The sequence below is a fragment of the Pseudomonas sp. MAFF 730105 genome (genome assembly GCF_055380705.1).
This window is the reverse complement of sequence record NZ_AP018438.1, coordinates 3,442,347-3,461,564: the sequence shown is the minus strand read 5'-3', so window position 1 is coordinate 3,461,564 and position 19,218 is coordinate 3,442,347. Positions and strand designations below refer to the sequence as shown.

The window sequence follows — 19,218 nt, the reverse complement described above, 5'->3', positions numbered from 1 at the left end:
GAGTGCGCCATGCTGAACGACATTTTTCCTGACGAACTCCCCCGCACCCTGCAATCGATCTTCACCGACGACGACATGGGCAGTCTCACCACACTCCCCCGGCGCAGTTTTCTCAAAATCGTCGGCATTGGCGGGCTGGCCTTGGGGGCATTCCCGCACCTGGCCCTGGCACAACAAGCCGGCGACGGTGCGCAGGCGCTCAAGCCGACCCAGCAACCGTCGGCGTTCGTGCAGATCGCGCCCAACGGCGAAGTAACGGTTACCATCAATCGCCTGGAGTTCGGCCAGGGGGTGCAGACCGGACTGCCCATGATTCTGGCCGAAGAACTCGATGCCGACTGGAACCTGGTGCGTACCCGCAACGGCAGCAACGACTCGGCTTATCAGGACCCGAGTTTCGGCATGCACATCACCGGTGGCTCCAACTCGATCAAGAACAGCTACACCCAATACCGTGAATTGGGCGCTCGCGCTCGCGCCATGTTGCTCGCGGCGGCGGCTGCGCGCTGGAATGTGGATGCGGCGAGCCTGAGTACACAGGCGGGCATGGTGTTCGGCCCTGGAGGCCGAAAAGCGAGCTATGGAGAACTCGCCGAGGCGGCGATGGCGTTGCCCGTGCCTGAAACAATCACCCTCAAGGATCCCAAGGACTTCCGCATCATTGGCCAGGCAACCACACGCATCGATGCCAAGGCCAAGAGCAGCGGCCGGCAGGATTTCGGCATCGACATGCACCTGCCTGGGCAGCTCACCGCCGTAGTGGCGCGCCCTCCTGTATTCGGGGCCCGTATCGCTTCGCTGGATGACAGCGCGGCGCGTGCCACCCAAGGGGTAAAAGCCGTCCTGCGAGTGCCGCTGGACGGAGGGGCCGAAGGTGTGGCGGTGGTCGCGGACGGCTACTGGCAGGCGAAAACCGGCCGCGACGCACTCAAGCTGCAATGGGATACCTCCACGGTCGAGAAGGTGGACAGCGAAAAGCAACTGGCGCAGTACCGGGACCTGGCCAACCGGCCCGGCCCCCTCCATTTCGATGCTGACATGACGCCGCTTGCCAAGGCCCCGCATCAGTTGGAAGCCGAGTTCCTGTTCCCCTACCTCGCTCACGCGCCGATGGAACCGTTGAACTGCACCGTCCAGGTTTCCGGCGACCGCGCCCAGCTATGGGTCGGTACGCAGTTCCCCGGTGGCGACGGTGTCGCGGCGGCACGGGTATTGAATCTCAAGCCCGAACAAGTCCAGGTCAATGTGCAGACGGCAGGCGGTGGCTTTGGCCGGCGTGGTGTACCTTCCGGCGACTTCGTCGTGCTCGCCTGCGAAGTCGCCAAGGCCGCCCGCACCGCCGGGCTCGATGCGCCTATTCGCACCCTGTGGAGTCGTGAAGACGACATCAAGGGCGGTTACTACCGCCCCATGCATTTGCACCGCGCGCGGATCGGTTTCGATGACAACGGCAACGTCCTGGCCTGGGATCACGTGCTGGTCGGGCAATCGATCCTCGCCGACACGATGTTCGGCGCCCGGGTGCAGAACGGCATCGACCCTACGGCCACGGAAGGTTTGCGCAACCCTTATCCGCTGCCGATGCGCCTGACGGTGCATCATCCCAAGCTCAACGTTCCCGTGTTGTGGTGGCGCAGCGTGGGCTCCACGCATACGGCCTTCGTGATGGAAACATTGATCGATGAGATTGCCCGGACAACCCGGCAGGATCCAGTGGCCTATCGGATGAAGTTGTTTGCCGATCAAAGCCCACGCCATCGCGCCGCGCTGCAACTGGCAGTGGACAAAAGTGGTTACGGCAAGGATCAACTGCCCGAAAGCCGGGCCTGGGGGGTGGCGGTGCACGAGTCGTTCAGCTCAGTGGTGGCCTACGTGGTCCAGGCCTCGGTACAGAACGGCCGTCCGGTGCTGCATCAGGTGACCGCGGGCGTGCACTGCAACCTCGCCGTCAACCCGCGCAGCGTCGAGGCGCAGGTCCAGGGTGCGGCTCTCATGGGCTTGTCCATGTGCCTGCCGGGCGGTGCCGTCACTTTGAAAGACGGCCTCGTGCAGCAAAGCAACTTCGCCGATTTCAGCGTGCCACGCATCACCGATACACCGGAATTCTCGATTCACATCGTGCCCAGCGCCGATCCACCCACCGGCATGGGTGAACCCGGCCTGCCGGCGTTGGCACCAGCCTTTGCGAATGCGCTGGCGAGCCTGACGGGCAAGCCGCTGCGTCAGTTGCCGTTCCAACTGACGTGACTGAGTAGCTCGATCAAGCGGCTCCGGCTTTCCCATGGAACGCCTGCCCCAACACCGCCAAGCGTTCCGCCAACGGTGGCAGGCATTGGCTGCTGCGCGTCAGGATGCCGATGTTGTCGGCGTTCCGCTCAGCCACGGCCTGCACGGTTTGCAGGCGCTCGTTGAGACCCAACGACGCCTTGGACTGTTCTTGGGTGGTGCTGGCGATCAAGTCGTTGAAATGGTTGATCACCGCGATGTCCTCCACCACGGCGTGCAAGAGTTGCGAAGCCAATTGGCTGGCGGACACACAGCGCTCCACGCCGTCCCGGCTGTCCTGCATGGCGACAGCGGCCTGACGGCTGCCTTGCTGCAGCTTAGCGATGATCTGCTGGATTTCCGTGGTGGATGTCGAAGTCTTCTGTGAAAGGCTACGCACTTCATCGGCCACCACCGCAAACCCTCGCCCCTGCTCACCGGCCCGGGCGGCCTCGATGGCCGCGTTCAGGGCCAGCAGGTTGGTTTGCTCGGCAATGCCGTTGATCACATCGAGCACCTGGCCGATCTGTTGCGCCTGATCGGCCAGGACTCGCACGGTTTCGTTGGTCAGATTGATGCGTGCGGCCAGTTCGACGATTTCCTCGCGGGTCTGGTCCACTGTGCTGCGTCCCCGGGTAACCTGCTCGTTGGCCTGCCCGGCGCGCTGTAGGGTCTGGTCGACGTGGCCGGCAATGTTCTCCATGGCCTGGACCAGATGACCGATCGCCCCGCTCATCTGTGCTACTTCATCCAACTGGTGCCGGGCGCCGCTTTCCAAGGTCTGCCCGACCTGGGACAAATCCTGGCCAAGGTCGGAAAGATTACGGGTATCGCGTACCACGCCATCCACCAGTTGGGTGACCTGCCGCAGGAAATGATCGAAGCGTTCCCCGAAGACACCTTGATGCCCTGGCTGCGCCGGTTGTCGGCGTCGCTGCTGAGCTGCGCGGCGGCCGCAAGTACCTTGTCCAGTACATCCTGGTTTTCCGTAGCGTCCATCAGGCTCTGGTTCGCCAGGTAGATCAGGATCACGCTCTCCACCACGACATAGAAGGCATGGACGAAGACCATGCCCCAGCTGCCGTGGTCGGCCATGACAAATACCGGGAATCCCTGATGCTGCAGCCAGTGGAAGCCAAGATGGTGAACAGCGATCGTCGCGGCGGCCACGACAATGGGCAGCCAGTCACGGTAGAACGTCAACACGGCCAGCAGGACGAAAATCCCGAAATGGAATTCGACGACGCCATGCGTCTGATTGATGTGCAAGGCGGCCATGACCATCAGTGCCACGGCGATGACACATCGCATGAGCCGCGTACCGCCCAGGCCACGGTACAGCGCGGTGGTCAACAGGCAGGTCGTCGCCCCCACCAGCAGCGCCTGGAGGAAGGTCGAATACATGAAGGCCAGGCCCAGAGAGTACAGCAGCGTGAGCCAGAGCAACCCCAGCATGATGCGATCAGCTTTGCGGTGGTGGTCGTTGAAACGCGCCGGCGATGTCATGGGAATGTCCTTTTCATGTACCTGATGGGTTCCGTGAGCGATGCCGCGCGCAACCGCTATCGGCATGTCGGAATGCAACTGTAGCCAATTGCCACTACGGAATGATAGTAAGCCATCGATCTTTTCCTGCAGGATGTTTGCTTTATCATGGCCGTCATCCCAATTCCCTGACCTGATGGAACCGCCATGACTTTCGATTTCGACCCCGTGTTCGAGCGCCACGGTACCGGCAGCACCAAATGGAGTCGCTACCCGGCCGATGTGTTGCCGATGTGGGTGGCCGATATGGACTTCGCCGCCCCGCCCGTGGTCATCGATGCGCTGCGCAAGCGTTTAGAGCATCCGATGCTTGGCTACAGCGTGGCCCAGGACAACCTGCGTGCGGCCATCGTGACTGACCTCTGGAACAAGTACGCCTGGCGGGTCGAGCCCCAGCAGATCGTGTTCCTGCCGGGTGTGGAGCCGGGTTTCAACATGGCCCTGCATGGGCTGGTAGAACCACAGCAGAATGTCGTGGTGCAGGTGCCCAACTACCCGCCGCTGCGCAATGCGCCGGGCCATTGGCAGTTGAACAAGGTGGAGTTGCCTTTCAATCCGGTCAACGGCGAATTCCACACGCCCCTGGCGGCATTGCGCGAGGCCTTGCACGGTGGTGGCGCGCTGCTGTTGAGCAATCCCCACAATCCGCTGGGCAAGGTGTTCGGTCGCGAAGAACTCAAGGCCGTGGCGGACACCTGCCTGGAGCAGGATGCCTGGATCATCTCCGACGAGATCCATGCCGAGCTGTGCTTCGACGGCCGGGTGCACATTCCCACCGCCACCCTGAGCCCGGAAATCGCCGAGCGCACCATCACTCTGATGTCCGCCAGCAAGGCCTACAACATCGCCGGGCTGAAAACCTCGTTCGCCATCATCCAGAACGCCAAGGTGCGCGAACGGGTCAACAACGCCCGTGCCGGTATGGTGGACAGCGTCAACGCCCTGGGGCTGGAAGCGACCCGGGCGGCCTACAGCGAGGCCGGTCCGTGGCTCGAAGCGTTGAAAGTGTATCTGCAAGCCAACCGTGATTACCTGGTCAATGCGGTGCAGACCCGCCTGCCCGGCATCACCATGACCGTGCCCCAGGGCACCTACCTGGCGTGGCTGGATTGCTCGGGGTTGGGCTTGGACGATCCACAGGCCTTCTTCCTCCATGAAGCCAAGGTAGGGCTGAGCGCCGGGCTGGATTTTGGCGACGATGCCCAGCAGTTCGTGCGCTTGAACTTCGGCTGTCCGCGGGCACTGCTGGAAGAAGGGATTGCGCGAATGGAGAAGAGCCTCAAGGCTCGGCGCTGATTGTTGGAATAAGGTGGCATGAGATTTATCTGTGGCAGAAGGATGTACCTGTGGCAGAAGGATTTATCTGTGGCGAGGGGATTTATCCCCGTTGGGTTGCGTAGCAACCCCCGCTTTTCCAGCACAGAGAATCCCTGGGCGAGCGCTTCGCACTCGAGCGGGGATAAATCCCCTCGCCACAAAGTCCGTTAGCCACAATCATCCCAAAGCACAGATCCCTCTTGCCACAGTCGGATCAGTGGTTATTCATGCAGATCCGGCGCATATACAAAACACAGCTTGTTCCCCTCAGGATCCCGGCAATAGGCGCCAAAGTAGCCTTCCGAGTACTGCGGCCTCGGGCCAGGCGGGCCTTCGTCGAAGCCCCCCATGGCAATGGCCAGTTCCCAGGCGGCGCGCACGGTTTGCGGTGAGTCGGCGGCGAAGCTGACTTGCATGCCGTTGCCCCACGTGGCGGGCAAGCCGTTGAAGGGCTGTTGCACGAATACCTGGGGCCAGCGCTTGCCCGGATGGTGCCAGCCTTCTCCGGGCGGGCCAGAATCGTTTTCGCTGTCCATGCGCACCAGTCCCAGGCAACCAAGGACTGCATCATAGAAAGCGATCATCTTTGGCAAGTCGCGCGCGCCGATCTGTATATGACTGAACAATCCCATCTCCTTGTTGCATGACCTATGGCCATTGGAGAATTCCTGTTCTCCAACATTCGCTGTGGGTCACTATTGGTCGACGAAACGCCCTGCGCAACGCTCATCGACCGGCTGAACGATCCAACCGAACTCTGCCGAAAAAACCGCGGTCCACCCTCCATCGCATCCACACCTTGCCTGGAGAACGACATGGTCGACTACCCTACCCCGCCTTTCCCGAAACAAAGCCAACCGGTGCCTGGCTCCCAGCGAAGAATGGACCCGTATCCCGATTGTGGCGAACAGAGTTACACCGGTTCCGGGCGTCTGGCGAGCAAAATCGCCTTGATCACCGGTGCCGACAGCGGCATTGGTCGCGCCGTGGCAATCGCGTTTGCCCGTGAAGGCGCGGACGTGGCCATTTCTTATCTGGATGAGCACGAAGACGCCCGGGAAACCGCCCGCTGGGTCGAGCAGGCTGGCCGCCAGTGCCTGTTGTTGCCGGGCGACCTGGCGGACAAGGCCCAGTGCCGCAAAGTCGTCGATGAGACCGTCGCGCGCTTCGGACGCATCGACGTCCTGGTCAACAATGCCGCATTCCAGATGACCCACGAGCATCTGGAGGACATTCCGGATGAGGAATGGGTACGCACGTTCGATATCAACATCACGTCGATGTTCAGGATCTGCCAGGCCGCTGTGCCGCACATGAAAGCCGGTGGTTCGATCATCAACACCAGTTCGGTCAACTCCGACATGCCCAAACCGACCCTGCTGGCCTATGCCACCACCAAGGGTGCCATCGCCAACTTCACCGGCGGTCTGGCGCAGATGCTCGGGCCCAAGGGCATCCGGGTCAACAGCGTGGCGCCGGGGCCGATCTGGACACCGCTGATTGTCGCGACTATGCCTGAGGAAGAGGTTCAGAACTTCGGTTCCCAGACGCCCCTGGGGCGCCCGGGCCAACCGGTGGAAGTGGCGCCGATCTATGTGCTGCTGGCGTCGGATGAGTCCAGCTACATCTCCGGGTCACGGTATGGGATAACCGGGGGCAAGCCGATCCTGTAACCCATGCAGCCTCCCCTTCCCTTGTGGCGAATTTTCTTGTGGCGAGGAAGCAAGCGCCCTCGCCACAGAGATGCCCTATCGGTACTCACCCGCCAGTGCCCGCTGGTGAAAGTGCCGCAGTTGCAGCAGCGCGTGCTCGGCGGCCCACAACTGCACCTGCCCACGCGTGCCGAAAAAACGCTCCTGGCGGCTGAACAGCGCCCGCTTGCCATTGATCTGGAAGGCCCAGGCGAAGCACACGGTGCCGGCGGGAATGCCATCCATGTCGTCCGGTCCGAGGATGCCGGTGGTGGCCACCGCCACATTGGCGTTGGCATCGTGCAACGCGCCGAGGGCCATTTCCTGCGCCACTTCGCGACTGGTGAGGTTGAAGGTATCGATGGTGCGCGGGCTCACGCCCAACAGCCGTTGTTTCGCCTCGGGGGAATACACCACGTAACCGCTTTCGATCAGCGAACCGCTGCCCGGCACCTCCGCCAGCAGCGTGATGATCTGGCCAGCGGTACAGGATTCGGCCGTGGTCAGGCGCAAGTCATGGGCTCGCAAGTAATCAACCAGGGAATGGGCGACAGTCATGGTACAGAGTCCTTCTGGGATGCTGATGGGTTGACCCCTGCCGCTTGGATTCATTCCCTCTGATCGCCTCCGGGGCAGGCCCCGCCAAATAAATGAAACCCCCACTCATTCCCACACCTCAAAATCCATAAGGGCCTCACGCTGAGGCTGTCTCGATCAGGAGGTCGTCATGTCCGCACCTTTCGTCAAACTGTTCACGCATCCCGAGTTCGCCTGGCAGGACATCCGCGAAGAAGAACAGGCCCACCCGCGCCATTATCTCGGCCACTTGTTGTTGCTGGCCCTGATCCCGGCGGCGTGCCTGTTCATCGGCACCACCTGGACCGGTTGGAGCCTGGCCGAAAACGAAACGGTACGCCTCACGGCCCACAGCGCACTGCAACTGTGCGTGCTGCTGTACCTGACCATCGTCGCCGGCGTGGCGCTCATGGGCCTGTTCATTCGCTGGATGTCACGCACCTTCGAGGTACGCCCGACCGTCAACCAGTGCATCGGCTTTGCCGCTTATACCGCCACCCCGTATTTCCTGGCCGGGCTTTCCGGGCTTTACCCCAGCCGTTGGCTGGCGGTGGCCGTGCTGCTGGTGGCCTCGGCCTATTCGAGCTACCTGCTGTTTATCGGCCTGCCCAAGTTCATGAGCCTCAAGAAGGAACAGGGGCTGTTGTATTCGGCGAGTGTCTGGGGGGTTGGGTTGCTGGTCCTGGTGACCATGTTGGTGGAGATGATCCTGCTGTGGTTCAACGTGTTGCAGCCGGAATACTTGCGGTTTCCGGTGGGTTGATCAGCCGATGGGGTCCTTCGGCGGATGCTTCTGTGGCGAGGGGATTTATCCCCGCTGGGCTGCGCAGCGGCCCCAAAATCTTAGGGCCGCTTCGCGCCCCAGCGGGGCGGTGCGACGCTTCGCTAAATCCCCTCGTCACAGAAGTCCACTGAAAATCCCTATTACTTATCCGTTTTCTTCATCCCAATCCGCCGACGCATGTCGGCCGTGATGCTCTGGCGGGTTTTCCTCAGGTCGGCCCAGGGTTCGTGCCCCACTTCCGCCAGACGCTCATGAACGTTGTGCACATTCCACAGGTTCGCCCCCTTGAGCTCCGCCACTTCCTCCCGAAAGATCGGCACCGACACTGGCAGCCCTTCACGGGTCCGGACGGCGTAGGCGCAGATGGTGGTGGCGCCCAGACCGTTGCGCAGGTAGTCGATGAAGATCCGCCCTACCCGGTTCTTCGGCCCGGATACCGCAGAGAAGCGGTCCGGCAGCAGCTTCGCCATATGGCTGACAATGGCGTGGCTGAACCCCTTGACCTCGTCCCAGCCGAGTTTGCGGGTCAACGGCACCACCACATGAATGCCCTTGCCACCACTGGTCTTGAGAAACGCCTTGAGGCCGAGTTCGTCGAGCACCGACAAGGTCAGCTGGGTGGCTTCCACCATGCTTTTCCAGGGCAGTGCCGGGTCCGGGTCGAGGTCGAGGACGAAACGATCCGGCTTGTCCAGATCCACGGCGGTGGCATTCCAGGTGTGCAGTTCCACCGTACTCATCTGCACCGCGCCGATCAGGGCCTCGGCATTGTTGATGATCATCACCGGCTGCCCGGTCAGTGCCTTGTCCAGGCTGGTAATGCCGGGAATCGCCAGGCGCTCGGGGTTCTTCTGGAAGAACAGCTCGCCGGCGATCCCGTCCGGCGCCCGCACCAACGCCACCGGGCGATCGGCCAGTTCCGGCAGAATGAATTCAGAGACGCTGGCGTAGTACTCAGCCAGTTGCAGCTTGGTGGTACCGGTGGTGGCGTCGATAATCCGGTCGGGGTGGGTGATCCGAACCTTGCCGTCCATCGCCGGGGCCTGAGCGGTCTTGGTCTTGGTAGCGGATTTGGCCAGTTTTTTTGCGGCCTCTGCTGGCTCGTCCACGGCTTTCGGGCGTTCCTGGGTAATCTCCTTGGCCGGCTTGTCGCTGCGCAAGCCATGGAATACCGCGTGGCGCACGGACCCCTCCTTGGTCATCTCGGCATACGCCACTTCGGCCAGTAACGTCGGCTTGAGCCAGTGAACGCCCTTGGCCTCGTAGCCGGTGGGCGGATTCGCCACGGCCGCTTTTTTCGCCTCCAGGGGCAGCAATTGCTGGTGAATGCTTTTGAGGGTGGTTTCGTTGAACCCGGTGCCGACCTTGCCGGCATAACGCAGTTCGCCGCTGTCGGCGTCATGCAACCCCAGCAGCAACGCGCCGAAAGCACTGCGAGCGCTCTTGGGCTCGCTGAAGCCGACCACCACGAACTCCTGGCGGTTCTTGCATTTGAGCTTGATCCAATCGCTGCTGCGCCGGGACACATAGGCACTGCCCGCGCGCTTGCCGATCAGCCCTTCCATCTGCATCTGGCAGGCGCTGTTGAGCAACGCCTCCGGGGTTTCCTCGAAAGCATCGGAGAAACGCAGCAACGGGTCCTCGTTACGCTCCAGCACCGCCGCCAGCGCAGCCCGGCGCTGCTCCACCGGCACTTTGCGCAAGTCCATGCCGTTGAGGTAAGGCAGGTCGAACAGGTAATAAGCGATCTTGCCACTGCTGCCGGCGTCGAAGGCATTTTGCAGGGCCTGGAAATCCGGCACGCCCTGTTCGTTGGCCACCACCATTTCCCCATCGAGCCAGGCCGACTCGAGCCCGAGTCCGGCCAGCGCCTTGGCTTGGCTGGGCAACTTGTGGGTCCAGTCGTGGCCGTTGCGGGTGATCAGGCGCACATCACCGTTTTCGATGCGAGCCATGACCCGATAGCCGTCGAATTTGATTTCGTAGAGCCATTCGCCGTCGGGGGCGCTTTCCACAAGGGTTGCCAGCTCCGGTTTGAGCGTCTCGGGCAGCGGTCCGGCTACTGCGCCGCTGAGAGTGGTTGTCGAGGTTTTCTTCGATGACTTGGGTTTGGGCCTGGCGGCTTTATCCGGCTGTTTCACCGCTTTGGCAGCGGCGGCTTTGCCACGGCGCTTGGGCACGATGGTGCGGTCGCTGAGCACGCTGTCCGGCTCGGCCTGCACCACGTCGTATTCACTTTCGGGCCGGGCTGCGTCGTCCTGGTGCTTGATCAGGAACCACTGTTCCTGCTTGCCCGGCATGTGAGTGCGCACCAGGTTCCACAGGCCGGCCAGCTTCTCGCCTTGCAGCTCGAACTTGAGCCGCCCTTTCTCGTAGGCCTCATGTGGATCGCCCTGGGGGATCCACACGCCCCGGTCCCAGACAATGACATCGCCCGCGCCGTAATGGCCTTCGGGAATGCTGCCTTCGAACGTCGCGTAATCCAGTGGATGGTCTTCGACATGCACCGCAAGGCGCTTGGACTTGGGGTCCAGGCTCGGTCCCTTGGGTACCGCCCAGCTCTTCAGCGCGCCGTCCAGCTCCAGGCGAAAGTCATAATGTAGCCGCGAGGCGTCGTGTTTCTGGATGCAGAACTGCAAGGCGTGGGCGCTTTTCTTCGACTTGCGTGAGCGCTTCGCCGCCGGCTCCGGGGTGGCGGCGAAATCACGCATGCGGTTGTAGTCATCGAGGCTCTTGCTGGTCATCGGCCACCTGCGACTTGCTGTAGCGTGGGACCGGCCACGGGCAGCCCGGCGGTTTCCGACACCAGTTGATCGACGACCCGGCCAAGGGCCTGCACAGGCGTATCCCCCAGCAGCAGCCCTTGCTCGTAGAGCACCACTTGCCGGTCGGCACTGGTGCCTTCTTGCACGATCCGCCGCGCCTGCTTGAACACGTCGCTCACCCCGAGGGTCGCGGCCGTTTCACCAAAGGTCTGCTCGGCCAGGGTCAGCCATTCACCGATGAGCATCGGCTGCTCCTGTCCCTCGATGATGAACTCCGCGAGGATCCCGTGGCGCTTGGCCCGCCAGCGATTTTCCTTGAGGATCCATTGGGACGTCTGGCTGTAGCGTGCCCCGGGCTTGGGTTGGGCAATGGCATGGGCCACCATCAGGCGAAACAGCGAGACCAGGCACAGGACGTCGTCGATCCGCGGACAGGCATCGCAGATACGCATTTCCAGAGTGGGGAAATGCGAGGAAGGTCGAATCACCCACCAACAATCGCTGGCCTGGCGAATCGAGCCGGTGCGCATGAGCAAATCGACGTACTCGGCAAACGCCGACTCGTCGTCGAAAAACTCCGGGACGCCCATGCGCGGCCACTCATCGCAGGCGACCTGGCGGTAGCTGTTGAAGCCGCTATACGCACCGTTCCAGAACGGTGACGAAGCGCTCAACGCGAGAAACATCGGCAGCCAGGGCAAGACCTCGTTCATCACCCGCACCCGATCCCGGTCGGCCGGGACCTCGACGTGCACATGCAGGCCCGACAGCACGCTGCGCCGGGCCACCCGCTGGTAATCATCGAACAGTTGCTGGAAGTGCAGTTCATCGGTGGGCTGCAATCGCTGAGTGGCCATCGGGTGAGAGCCGGCGCTGATCAGCCCCAGGCCATGGGGTGCCAAGCGTCGGGTCAGTCCGGCGCGCACCTCGGTCAGGTAATCGGCGGCTTCGGGCAGGCTGCGAAAGATGGGCGACGCCACCTCGACCTGGCTCTGGAACATTTCATGGGCGAAATGCTTGCCCAGCTCGATCCGGCATTCGGCCACCGCGGCCTCAGACGGTTGTTCGGGCATGCAGCGGGTTTGCAGATCGGTGATGAAATACTCCTCTTCAATGCCGAACTTCAGACGCCTGTTCATCGATAATCCCTCCGAATCCCGCGCCAATGCGGGTTACCACCAACGCCACCACGGCGATCCTTTCCACGTCCCGATAACCCGGTGTCAGCAGTTCTTCACCAAAGACGTCCGGGTCCAATTCCTTGTAGGTCCAGCCAAATTCCGGCGAGTCGCGCCACGCACCCAACGCCTCCAGGAACGGGTCACGGCCATCGACCATCGCCACGCCGGTGTAGAGCACCAGAGAGCCGCCCGGCGTAAGGCGGGGCAACGCCTGCTCGACAATGCGCAACGACAGCCCGGCGCCGAGGACGCCACCACCATCACGATAGGCACGCTCTGCAGGATCGGCCATGTACGGCGGGTTGGCGACGATCAGGTCGAACTGGCCGTCCACGTCTTGCAGCAGGTCGCTGTGAGCGATCTCGAGGTTGCCGACTTCGGCCAACGCGGCGTTGACCGCACTCAGGCGCAGGGCCAGCGGGTTGATGTCCAGCGCCAGCACCTGAGCCTCGCGACGGGCCCGGGCAATCACAATCGCTCCAACACCGGCGCCGCAGCCAATGTCCACGGCCCGATGCACCGCCGTGAAGTTCTGTTGTAGATGGGTGTGGATCAGCTGCGCGAAGCGGTAGCTGTCCGGGCCGAAAAACACCGCATCACTGGACTGGGTAGGAAATGCCGAATGGGCAAACAGCAACCCGTCCAGGCTCGACCAACGCACCCGGCTGTGGAGCAGCCCCTGGCGTTCCTCCAGCACCTCGGCTTCTTGCAGCTGACGCTGCTCATCGGCGGAAATCAGCCCCGGCGCAAATGGTCGCGACCAGCCGAAGACGTCGCGCAACGTCCTGGAACGCTCGTTGCCGGGCCGCTGGTTGACCCGTTCGTGGGTCAACGGCGTTGGCGTGATGAAGCGATACCCGTCGGCTTGCAGGCGACGGCCCAGCTGCAGCAGCGCCAGGTCGGGTTCGGACAGGCGGTCTTCCTGATTCATGCAGGGCTCCTAGCGCAGTACGGATTTGAGTTCGATGAACCGACGGGTCGCCAGTAACCCGGCCGGATGGCTGTGGCAACGGGGCGAAAGCCAGGGCATCAACGTCTGCATCTGCTGGTCGGGCGATTGGCCACGCAGGGCCTGCTGCAGACTTTGAACATCGGGATCTTCCGCTGGCGTTGGCGGCTCGCTGGCGGCACCGTGGTTGCGCCGGGGCGCCGCACGGGAGCCCTCGTCCAGCCAGTCGCCGGCGATCCAATCGTGCAACAGCTGTTTTTCGTAGGGGCTGAACACCCGAACATCGCCGCGCCGGCCCCTTCGATCAGGGTCCAGAACCGACTGTTCTGTGGGTTTTCATGCCGCCGGATCCAGCCTTTGCCTTGCAGCGCGTCGAGAAAACCTTCCAATTGGCCCGGCACCGCCAGCCACTGGTTGACCGTCTTGCCCTCGAACTTGCAGTAATCGGAATGCATGTGCTGGCCGAACGGGCGTTTGCGTTCGAGCATGTCCAGGACTTCGCGATACAGGTCGAAGAACTCGATGATCGCCCGGCTGCCCTGCCCCAGGTCATTGAGGCGATACCCCAGGGTCACCCGCCGCCAGAAGGCGTCGCGGTCGGCTTCCATCGGCATCAGTTGCAACAGCGATTGCACAGCTTTGTAGGCGTGACCGGTGCTGGCGTTATCGATGGTCACGTGGAGGGTGAAGTAATACGGGTCAATGTCCAGTTCGCTCAGCTCGTAGGCGCTGATCAACAGATGCAAGGGCAGTTGCTCGTAGCCCAGGTTGTAACCGATGACTTCCGGCAGGTATTCATCGCCCGCGTACCCCAGCGCCAGTTGCACCGCACCTTGCAGGTAGCGCTCATCGTCGATGTCCGGGGCGTCTGCCAGGCCGTGTTCGGCGAGCAGCTTGCGGTAGATCACCACATGGTTCTGCGCCGGGACGCCGTCGCCCAACTCTTCCAGGTAGGTACACAGTAGTCCTTCAAAGCGGTGGTCGTGCCAGTGTTTGAGCACGCCATACAACCAGGCGCCGTCCACCAGCTTGGTCGGTGCGACCGCCTGTAGAAAGTACAAGGCGTGGGCCTTGCTGGTAAAAAACTCCCGCGCCCCTCCATTCTTGCGCCGCTCCAGATAATCACCGTATTGCCGGGCCACGCCGGCACTGTGCTGCTCGACCCAGGCCTGCAGGGCCATGGGATCGTCGGGCATTGCCTGGGGCAGCGCCGCGGCCTTTTCCAGGCATGACTGGAGAAAGCCTCGGGCCACGGCTTGCCGGTCGGCATCGTCCGGGCCCTGGAGCAACCGCTCGTAGCATTGGCGCATGTTTCCGGCGGCAGTAAACGGATCTGTAAACGGTCGCTCGGTGGCGGGTCGGTGAAGGGTTGTCAGCGCAGTCATAAGGGCCTCATGGGTGCTTGGCAGGACGCTGAATCAGCACGTCTCTTCCAGTGCAGAGCCTTGAGCGGAGCGAAAAATTCCCTCGGATTGAAACGCAGCCGGATAAACGGGAGGGGGCGCCAGTAATGGGAACCCTGGCCTCATGCAAGCTCTCGAATGGAAGAACGTGGGGTAAGTGCTAACCCTTGTGGCGAGGGGATTTATCCCCGCTGGGCTGCGAAGCAGTCCTAAAACCTGCCACTGCGGTGCACCAATCAGATTTGAGTTGACTGGTTTAGGGTCGCTCCGCGCCCCAGCGGGGCGGTGCGACGTTTCGCTAAATCCCCTCGCCACAAGGGCTCTGCCAACAGTTGAGCGTTGCGGTTATCCAAGGAGCACCAATGATTTTCACAGCGTGGGTTGCGGTGCTCGGTGCCGTATTGCTGACCCTGGCCCTGACTTCTTCCTACCTGCGCTGGATGCCGGTCACCACGTCGGCGATGTGCCTGGCGCTGGGCGTCGCTATCGGTCCGACGGGGCTGGGGTTGTTGAAGCTGGACATTCGCGACTCCACGACCTGGATGGAACACCTCACTGAGATTGCCGTGGTGTTCTCGCTATTCGTCAGCGGCCTCAAGTTGCGCCTACCCTTCAAGGACCGCACGTGGCGCGTGGCCTATGGGTTGGCCGGGCCAGTGATGATCCTGAGTATCGCCGGCCTGTGCCTGGCGCTGCATTATCTGTTCGGCCTCGGTTGGGGGGTGTCGCTGCTGATCGGCGCGATGCTGGCCCCGACCGACCCGGTGCTGGCGGCGCTGGTGCAGGTCAACGATGCCCGGGACGATGATCGGGTGCGGTTCGGGCTGTCCGGCGAGGCCGGATTGAACGATGGCACGGCGTTTCCGTTCGTGATCCTGGGCCTGCTGATGCTGGGCGACGACGATGGCGGTTTCCTCACCGAATGGACCTTGCGCAACGTGCTGTGGGCCGTGCCGGCAGGCTTGCTGATTGGCTATGCGATGGGACGCGGCATCGGCCGCCTGACCTTGTCGATGCGCATCAAAAATGCCGACAGCACGCTGTCGCCCAACGACTACCTGGCCCTGGCATTGATCGCCCTGGCCTATGTCGCCGCCGAATCGGTCCAGGGCTACGGTTTTCTCTCGGTGTTCGCCGCCGGCTTGGGGTTGCGCCAGGCCGAGGTGGCCTCCACCGACAAGGACTCACCGCCAGCCGAACATCTGGTGCAACCGGTGGTGGGCCACGAAACCGTCGCCCCTCGGCAAGCCGTGCTGGGCGACACCGAGTCCCTGGATGACGGCCAGGTAGCCGCTGGTGTGATGATGGGCGACATGCTCGCTTTTGGCAGCCTGGTGGAGCGCGCCATGGAAGTGTTCCTGGTGACCCTGCTCGGGGTGGTACTGGCCAATCATTGGGACTGGCGGGCCGTGGCCATCGGTGCTCTGCTGTTCGCTGTCATTCGTCCATTGTGCGTGCTGGCGATGCCCTGGGGGCGTTTGCTGGACCGCTCGCAACGGTTGCTGATCGGCTGGTTCGGCATACGCGGCATAGGCAGTCTGTTCTACTTGTTCTTTGCCTTGAACCATCACTTGCCACCCGAGGTGGCGAACCTGTGTATCAACCTTACCTTGTCAGTGGTGGCCCTGAGTATTCTGGTCCATGGCTTGAGCACCCAACCAACCCTGGCCTGGTATGAGCGCCACAAGCGATCCGACTAGGCCCGGATGGCCTCAAGCCCCGGGGTTGCTCACCTGGATGTAAACCGAGTACACCCCCAGCAGCACCCAGAACGCCGCGAAGATCCAAGGCGTTCGCACCGAGAACAACAGCGACTTGCGATAACCCTTGTGGGTCGACTCCCGCTCGCTGAACAGCGGTGACTCGTCATAGACCAGGCCCATCATCGGTTCGGAGCGCAGCAACTCACTCTGTTTGAAGTGCCAATGATCGATGATCTCGTAGGCCGCACGAATACCCGGCCAGGCATTCAGGGAACTCAGGAAACCCAGCAACGCCAGGAATGGCGGCACGATCAAGGTGAACAACTTGCCCCATTCCGGGTTCAGGTTGGCCATGCAGGAGGCGAAGGCGATCACCAGGAACGACTGCGCGGCCAGGTATGCATCGGTTCGATTCGCCAGGATGGTGGTTTCGTACTGGATCTCCCGACGATAGAAATCCAAGCGTTCCTTGGGAGAGCCGAACAACTTGGCCTGGTGTTCCGTCAGTTCTTCTTCCGGGGTCTGGCTGGTCAGGATTCGGGGCATTGCGCGGACTATTCCTCGGTGATGATTCGAACCTGTTAGAAGGCTGCGCCGCCAGGCAAGTTCAAGCCAATGGACCGCTGGTCCAACGAAACGCCGTCCCGCCGCCAGGGTCTGTAGATCATCGACGGCATATGAGGGCAGTTGTGTGGATTATCTTGGATGGGTGCAGTGGCCGGCGATGGTGGTGACGGTGCTCGCTGCCTGGCTGATCGGATCACGCCAGCCCCGGCGACGGGTATGGGGTTTCAGTTGCTTCATGGCAAGCAACATTCTGTGGGTCGTCTGGGGTCTGCATTCGGACGCGTATGCGTTGATTGTGTTGCAGTTCTGCTTGTGTGCGATGAACCTGCGGGGATTCAGGAAAAATGCCGGATAGCCAGGGAACGCAAGCTTCTGTGACAAGGGTATCTGTGGGAGCAAGGCTTGCCCGCGATGAAGCTGATGCGGTCTTCTCAGAAACCGCAGTGTATGTATCGCGGGCAAGCCTTGCTCCCACAGGTTCTCCTACTAAAGGGGATCACCAACAGGCCATACTCATTTCATCGTCTGCCCGATCGCCTGCACCAAATCAATCTGCTTGAACGGCTTGGTCAGCCGCGGCAACTGCGTGGCGAAGCCCTCCAGCCGCTCGGCGTAACCGGTGGCAAGAATGACGGGCAAGGTGGGTTGTCTGTCTCGCAACAATTTCGCCAGTTGCGCCCCGTCCATCTGCGGCATGGCCATGTCGGTGATGACCAGGTCGATGTCAGGATTGCGCTCGTACAGTTCCAGCGCCTGAGCCCCCGACGGGGCGCAGAGCACCCGGTGCCCCAGGTCTTCGATCAACAGGCGGGTGCTGGTCAGCACCAGTGAGTCGTCATCGACCACCAGCACCAGCAACTCCTGGGTCGACAACGGCGTCGACGCCTGGACCGGTACCGTCTCGGGGGCCGAGTGGTCAGCCACCGGCAACCACAGCTCAGCGGTGGTGCCGACTCCTTTCTGACTCTTGAGGATCAATCGCCCGCCCAACTGTTCGGCCAGGCCATGCACCATGGACAAGCCCAACCCGGTGCCCTTGCCGACCCCCTTGGTGGTGAAGAACGGGTCCACGGCGGAGGCCAGCGTCGCTTCATCCATCCCCTCGCCTTCATCGGTGATCGACAGGCAGACGTACCGCCCGGGCTTCAAGGGCGTGTCCGGTGCCCCAGTGGTCTGTCGCTCATCGGCCGCAATCAGGATGCGCCCTCCATGGGGCATGGCATCCCGGGCGTTGGTTGCCAGATTGAGAATGGCCAGTTCCAGCTGGTTGACGTCCGCCAGGACCGGCGACAACGCAGGGGTGAAACCGGTCTGGATGTGGATCGACGGGCCCATGGAGCTTTGCAGCAGGCCGCTGATGCCCTGCACCAACGCCGCCAATTCGACCGATTCGGACGTCAGTTTCTGCCGGCGGGCAAAGGCCAGCATCCGCTGGGTCAGCGACACACCGCGCAGCGCGCCCTGGGTCGCGTTGTCCAGCAATTGGGCGAGTTTCGGGTCGCTGGGCATGCGCTTGCGCACGATCTCCAGGTTGCCGAGGATCACCGTGAGCAGATTATTGAAGTCATGGGCGATGCCGCCGGTGAGCTGACCGATGGCCTGCAGCTTCTGGGACTGGAACAGCGCTTCGCGGGCCTGCTCAAGGGCCTGCTGCGCCTGGGTGGCGTCGGTGATGTCGCGGGTGATCTTGGCAAACCCCAGCAGCGCGCCGGTGTCGCTGCGGATCGCATCGATGACCACGTGGGCCATGAACCGCGTACCGTCCTTGCGCACCCGCCAGCCCCTCTTCTCGAAGCGTCCAACGCTGGCGGCGACACTCAGTGCCCGTTGTGGCTCGCCGTTTTCACGGTCTTCGGGGGTGTAGAACATCGAAAAATGTTGGCCGATGGCCTCCGCCGGCAGATAGCCCTTGATCCGCTGCGCCCCCTGGTTCCAGTTGGTCACCTGACCGTCAAGGTCGAGCATGTAGATGGCGTAGTCGGTGACGCTCTGTACCAACAGGCGAAACTGCTGCTCGCTTTGCTTGAGGGTCTCCTCGGCCATCTTGCGATCGGTCAGGTCGCGGGTGATCTTGGCGAAACCGAGCAAGGCGCCGGTCTGGCTGTCGATGATCGGGTCGATGACCACGTGGGACCAGAACAGCGTCCCGTCCTTGCGCACCCGCCAGCCCTCGCCCTCGAAACGGCCTTCGCGCAGCGCAGTGTCCAGTGCCCGTTGCGGCAGGCCGGCGGCGCGGTCCTGGTCGGTGTAGAAACGGGAGAAATGCTGGCCGAGGATCTCGGACTCCTCATAGCCCTTGAAGCGCCGCGCACCGGAGTTCCAACTGGTGATGATGCCCGCAGGGTCGGTCATGTAGATGGCATAGTCGACCACGGCGTCGATCAGCAACCGAAAACGCTGTTCCTCGTTAATGCGGGCTGGCTTCTGATTGTTCTCAAGCATTTTTGGCCGGGGCGTCCGTGTAGATTCTTT

Annotated in this window: 14 protein-coding genes and 1 pseudogene; 5 read left to right on the top strand and 10 right to left on the bottom strand. The window is 62.3% G+C overall.

What is annotated here, in order from left to right; all coding sequences use genetic code 11:
* Positions 1 to 9 precede the first annotated feature (9 nt).
* Positions 10 to 2,247 carry a xanthine dehydrogenase family protein molybdopterin-binding subunit gene (locus PCOSP_RS15165; protein WP_464708858.1) on the top strand — a complete coding sequence of 746 codons (2,238 nt, stop codon included), beginning with the start codon at positions 10 to 12 and terminating at the stop codon, positions 2,245 to 2,247.
* 13 nt (positions 2,248 to 2,260) lie between these two features.
* Here the strand turns inward: PCOSP_RS15165 and PCOSP_RS15160 are convergent, their stop codons facing one another.
* Positions 2,261 to 2,968: a methyl-accepting chemotaxis protein gene (locus tag PCOSP_RS15160; RefSeq protein ID WP_373682480.1), complete on the bottom strand. Its 708-nt coding sequence runs from the start codon at positions 2,966 to 2,968 to the stop codon at positions 2,261 to 2,263.
* A gap of 38 nt (positions 2,969 to 3,006) precedes the next feature.
* Positions 3,007 to 3,771, bottom strand: coding sequence for a hypothetical protein (locus PCOSP_RS15155; RefSeq protein WP_464708857.1), 765 nt, complete (start codon positions 3,769 to 3,771; stop codon positions 3,007 to 3,009).
* 186 nt (positions 3,772 to 3,957) lie between these two features.
* On the opposite strand from PCOSP_RS15155, the gene PCOSP_RS15150 reads away from it, so the two are divergent.
* Positions 3,958 to 5,106 (top strand): MalY/PatB family protein, encoded by a 1,149-nt coding sequence (locus PCOSP_RS15150; protein WP_175363344.1) that lies wholly within the window; start codon positions 3,958 to 3,960, stop codon positions 5,104 to 5,106.
* A gap of 242 nt (positions 5,107 to 5,348) precedes the next feature.
* Here the strand turns inward: PCOSP_RS15150 and PCOSP_RS15145 are convergent, their stop codons facing one another.
* Positions 5,349 to 5,753 (bottom strand): VOC family protein, encoded by a 405-nt coding sequence (locus PCOSP_RS15145; protein WP_464708856.1) that lies wholly within the window; start codon positions 5,751 to 5,753, stop codon positions 5,349 to 5,351.
* 189 nt (positions 5,754 to 5,942) lie between these two features.
* On the opposite strand from PCOSP_RS15145, the gene PCOSP_RS15140 reads away from it, so the two are divergent.
* Positions 5,943 to 6,800: an SDR family oxidoreductase gene (locus tag PCOSP_RS15140; RefSeq protein WP_139645666.1), complete on the top strand. Its 858-nt coding sequence runs from the start codon at positions 5,943 to 5,945 to the stop codon at positions 6,798 to 6,800.
* A gap of 75 nt (positions 6,801 to 6,875) precedes the next feature.
* On the opposite strand, the gene PCOSP_RS15135 is transcribed toward PCOSP_RS15140, so the two are convergent.
* A complete protein-coding gene (locus PCOSP_RS15135; protein ID WP_175363347.1) occupies positions 6,876 to 7,376 on the bottom strand; it encodes a CinA family protein in 501 nt (166 codons plus the stop codon).
* A 169-nt stretch (positions 7,377 to 7,545) separates the two neighbouring features.
* On the opposite strand from PCOSP_RS15135, the gene PCOSP_RS15130 reads away from it, so the two are divergent.
* Complete coding sequence (locus PCOSP_RS15130; RefSeq protein WP_175386034.1) at positions 7,546 to 8,157, top strand: Yip1 family protein; 612 nt, start codon at positions 7,546 to 7,548, stop codon at positions 8,155 to 8,157.
* Positions 8,158 to 8,318: 161 nt separating this feature from the next.
* Here the strand turns inward: PCOSP_RS15130 and ligD are convergent, their stop codons facing one another.
* The 4 genes and pseudogenes from ligD to PCOSP_RS15110 form a co-directional block, all read right to left on the bottom strand.
* Positions 8,319 to 10,922 (bottom strand): DNA ligase D, encoded by a 2,604-nt coding sequence (gene ligD / locus PCOSP_RS15125; RefSeq protein ID WP_464708854.1) that lies wholly within the window; start codon positions 10,920 to 10,922, stop codon positions 8,319 to 8,321.
* Positions 10,919 to 12,082, bottom strand: a complete 1,164-nt coding sequence (locus PCOSP_RS15120) for a carboxylate-amine ligase (protein WP_464708852.1) — start codon at positions 12,080 to 12,082, stop codon at positions 10,919 to 10,921. The genes ligD and PCOSP_RS15120 overlap by 4 nt, the downstream gene beginning before the upstream one ends.
* Positions 12,054 to 13,055 (bottom strand): methyltransferase, encoded by a 1,002-nt coding sequence (locus PCOSP_RS15115; protein ID WP_175386032.1) that lies wholly within the window; start codon positions 13,053 to 13,055, stop codon positions 12,054 to 12,056. The genes PCOSP_RS15120 and PCOSP_RS15115 overlap by 29 nt, the downstream gene beginning before the upstream one ends.
* Positions 13,056 to 13,064: 9 nt before the next feature.
* A pseudogene (locus PCOSP_RS15110) lies at positions 13,065 to 14,458 on the bottom strand (iron-containing redox enzyme family protein).
* Between the two features lie 380 nt (positions 14,459 to 14,838).
* Here PCOSP_RS15110 and PCOSP_RS15105 point away from each other — a divergent pair.
* Entirely contained in the window at positions 14,839 to 16,176 is a 1,338-nt protein-coding gene (locus tag PCOSP_RS15105; protein WP_464708851.1) for a cation:proton antiporter, read from the top strand.
* 12 nt (positions 16,177 to 16,188) lie between these two features.
* Here the strand turns inward: PCOSP_RS15105 and PCOSP_RS15100 are convergent, their stop codons facing one another.
* Positions 16,189 to 16,725: a hypothetical protein gene (locus PCOSP_RS15100; RefSeq protein ID WP_139645650.1), complete on the bottom strand. Its 537-nt coding sequence runs from the start codon at positions 16,723 to 16,725 to the stop codon at positions 16,189 to 16,191.
* Between the two features lie 534 nt (positions 16,726 to 17,259).
* Entirely contained in the window at positions 17,260 to 19,188 is a 1,929-nt protein-coding gene (locus tag PCOSP_RS15095; RefSeq protein ID WP_139645646.1) for a hybrid sensor histidine kinase/response regulator, read from the bottom strand.
* Between the last annotated feature and the right edge of the window lie 30 nt (positions 19,189 to 19,218).

Coding starts and splice junctions, on each gene's coding strand:
- PCOSP_RS15150 (WP_175363344.1), top strand. CDS start 3,958: ATGACTTTCGATTTCGACCCCGTGTTCGAGCGCCACGGTACCGGCAGC.
- PCOSP_RS15135 (WP_175363347.1), bottom strand. CDS start 7,376: ATGACTGTCGCCCATTCCCTGGTTGATTACTTGCGAGCCCATGACTTG.
- PCOSP_RS15140 (WP_139645666.1), top strand. CDS start 5,943: ATGGTCGACTACCCTACCCCGCCTTTCCCGAAACAAAGCCAACCGGTG.
- PCOSP_RS15165 (WP_464708858.1), top strand. CDS start 10: ATGCTGAACGACATTTTTCCTGACGAACTCCCCCGCACCCTGCAATCG.
- PCOSP_RS15095 (WP_139645646.1), bottom strand. CDS start 19,188: ATGCTTGAGAACAATCAGAAGCCAGCCCGCATTAACGAGGAACAGCGT.
- PCOSP_RS15115 (WP_175386032.1), bottom strand. CDS start 13,055: ATGAATCAGGAAGACCGCCTGTCCGAACCCGACCTGGCGCTGCTGCAG.
- PCOSP_RS15105 (WP_464708851.1), top strand. CDS start 14,839: ATGATTTTCACAGCGTGGGTTGCGGTGCTCGGTGCCGTATTGCTGACC.
- PCOSP_RS15130 (WP_175386034.1), top strand. CDS start 7,546: ATGTCCGCACCTTTCGTCAAACTGTTCACGCATCCCGAGTTCGCCTGG.
- PCOSP_RS15120 (WP_464708852.1), bottom strand. CDS start 12,082: ATGAACAGGCGTCTGAAGTTCGGCATTGAAGAGGAGTATTTCATCACC.
- PCOSP_RS15155 (WP_464708857.1), bottom strand. CDS start 3,771: ATGACATCGCCGGCGCGTTTCAACGACCACCACCGCAAAGCTGATCGC.
- ligD (WP_464708854.1), bottom strand. CDS start 10,922: ATGACCAGCAAGAGCCTCGATGACTACAACCGCATGCGTGATTTCGCC.
- PCOSP_RS15100 (WP_139645650.1), bottom strand. CDS start 16,725: ATGCCCCGAATCCTGACCAGCCAGACCCCGGAAGAAGAACTGACGGAA.
- PCOSP_RS15160 (WP_373682480.1), bottom strand. CDS start 2,968: ATGGAGAACATTGCCGGCCACGTCGACCAGACCCTACAGCGCGCCGGG.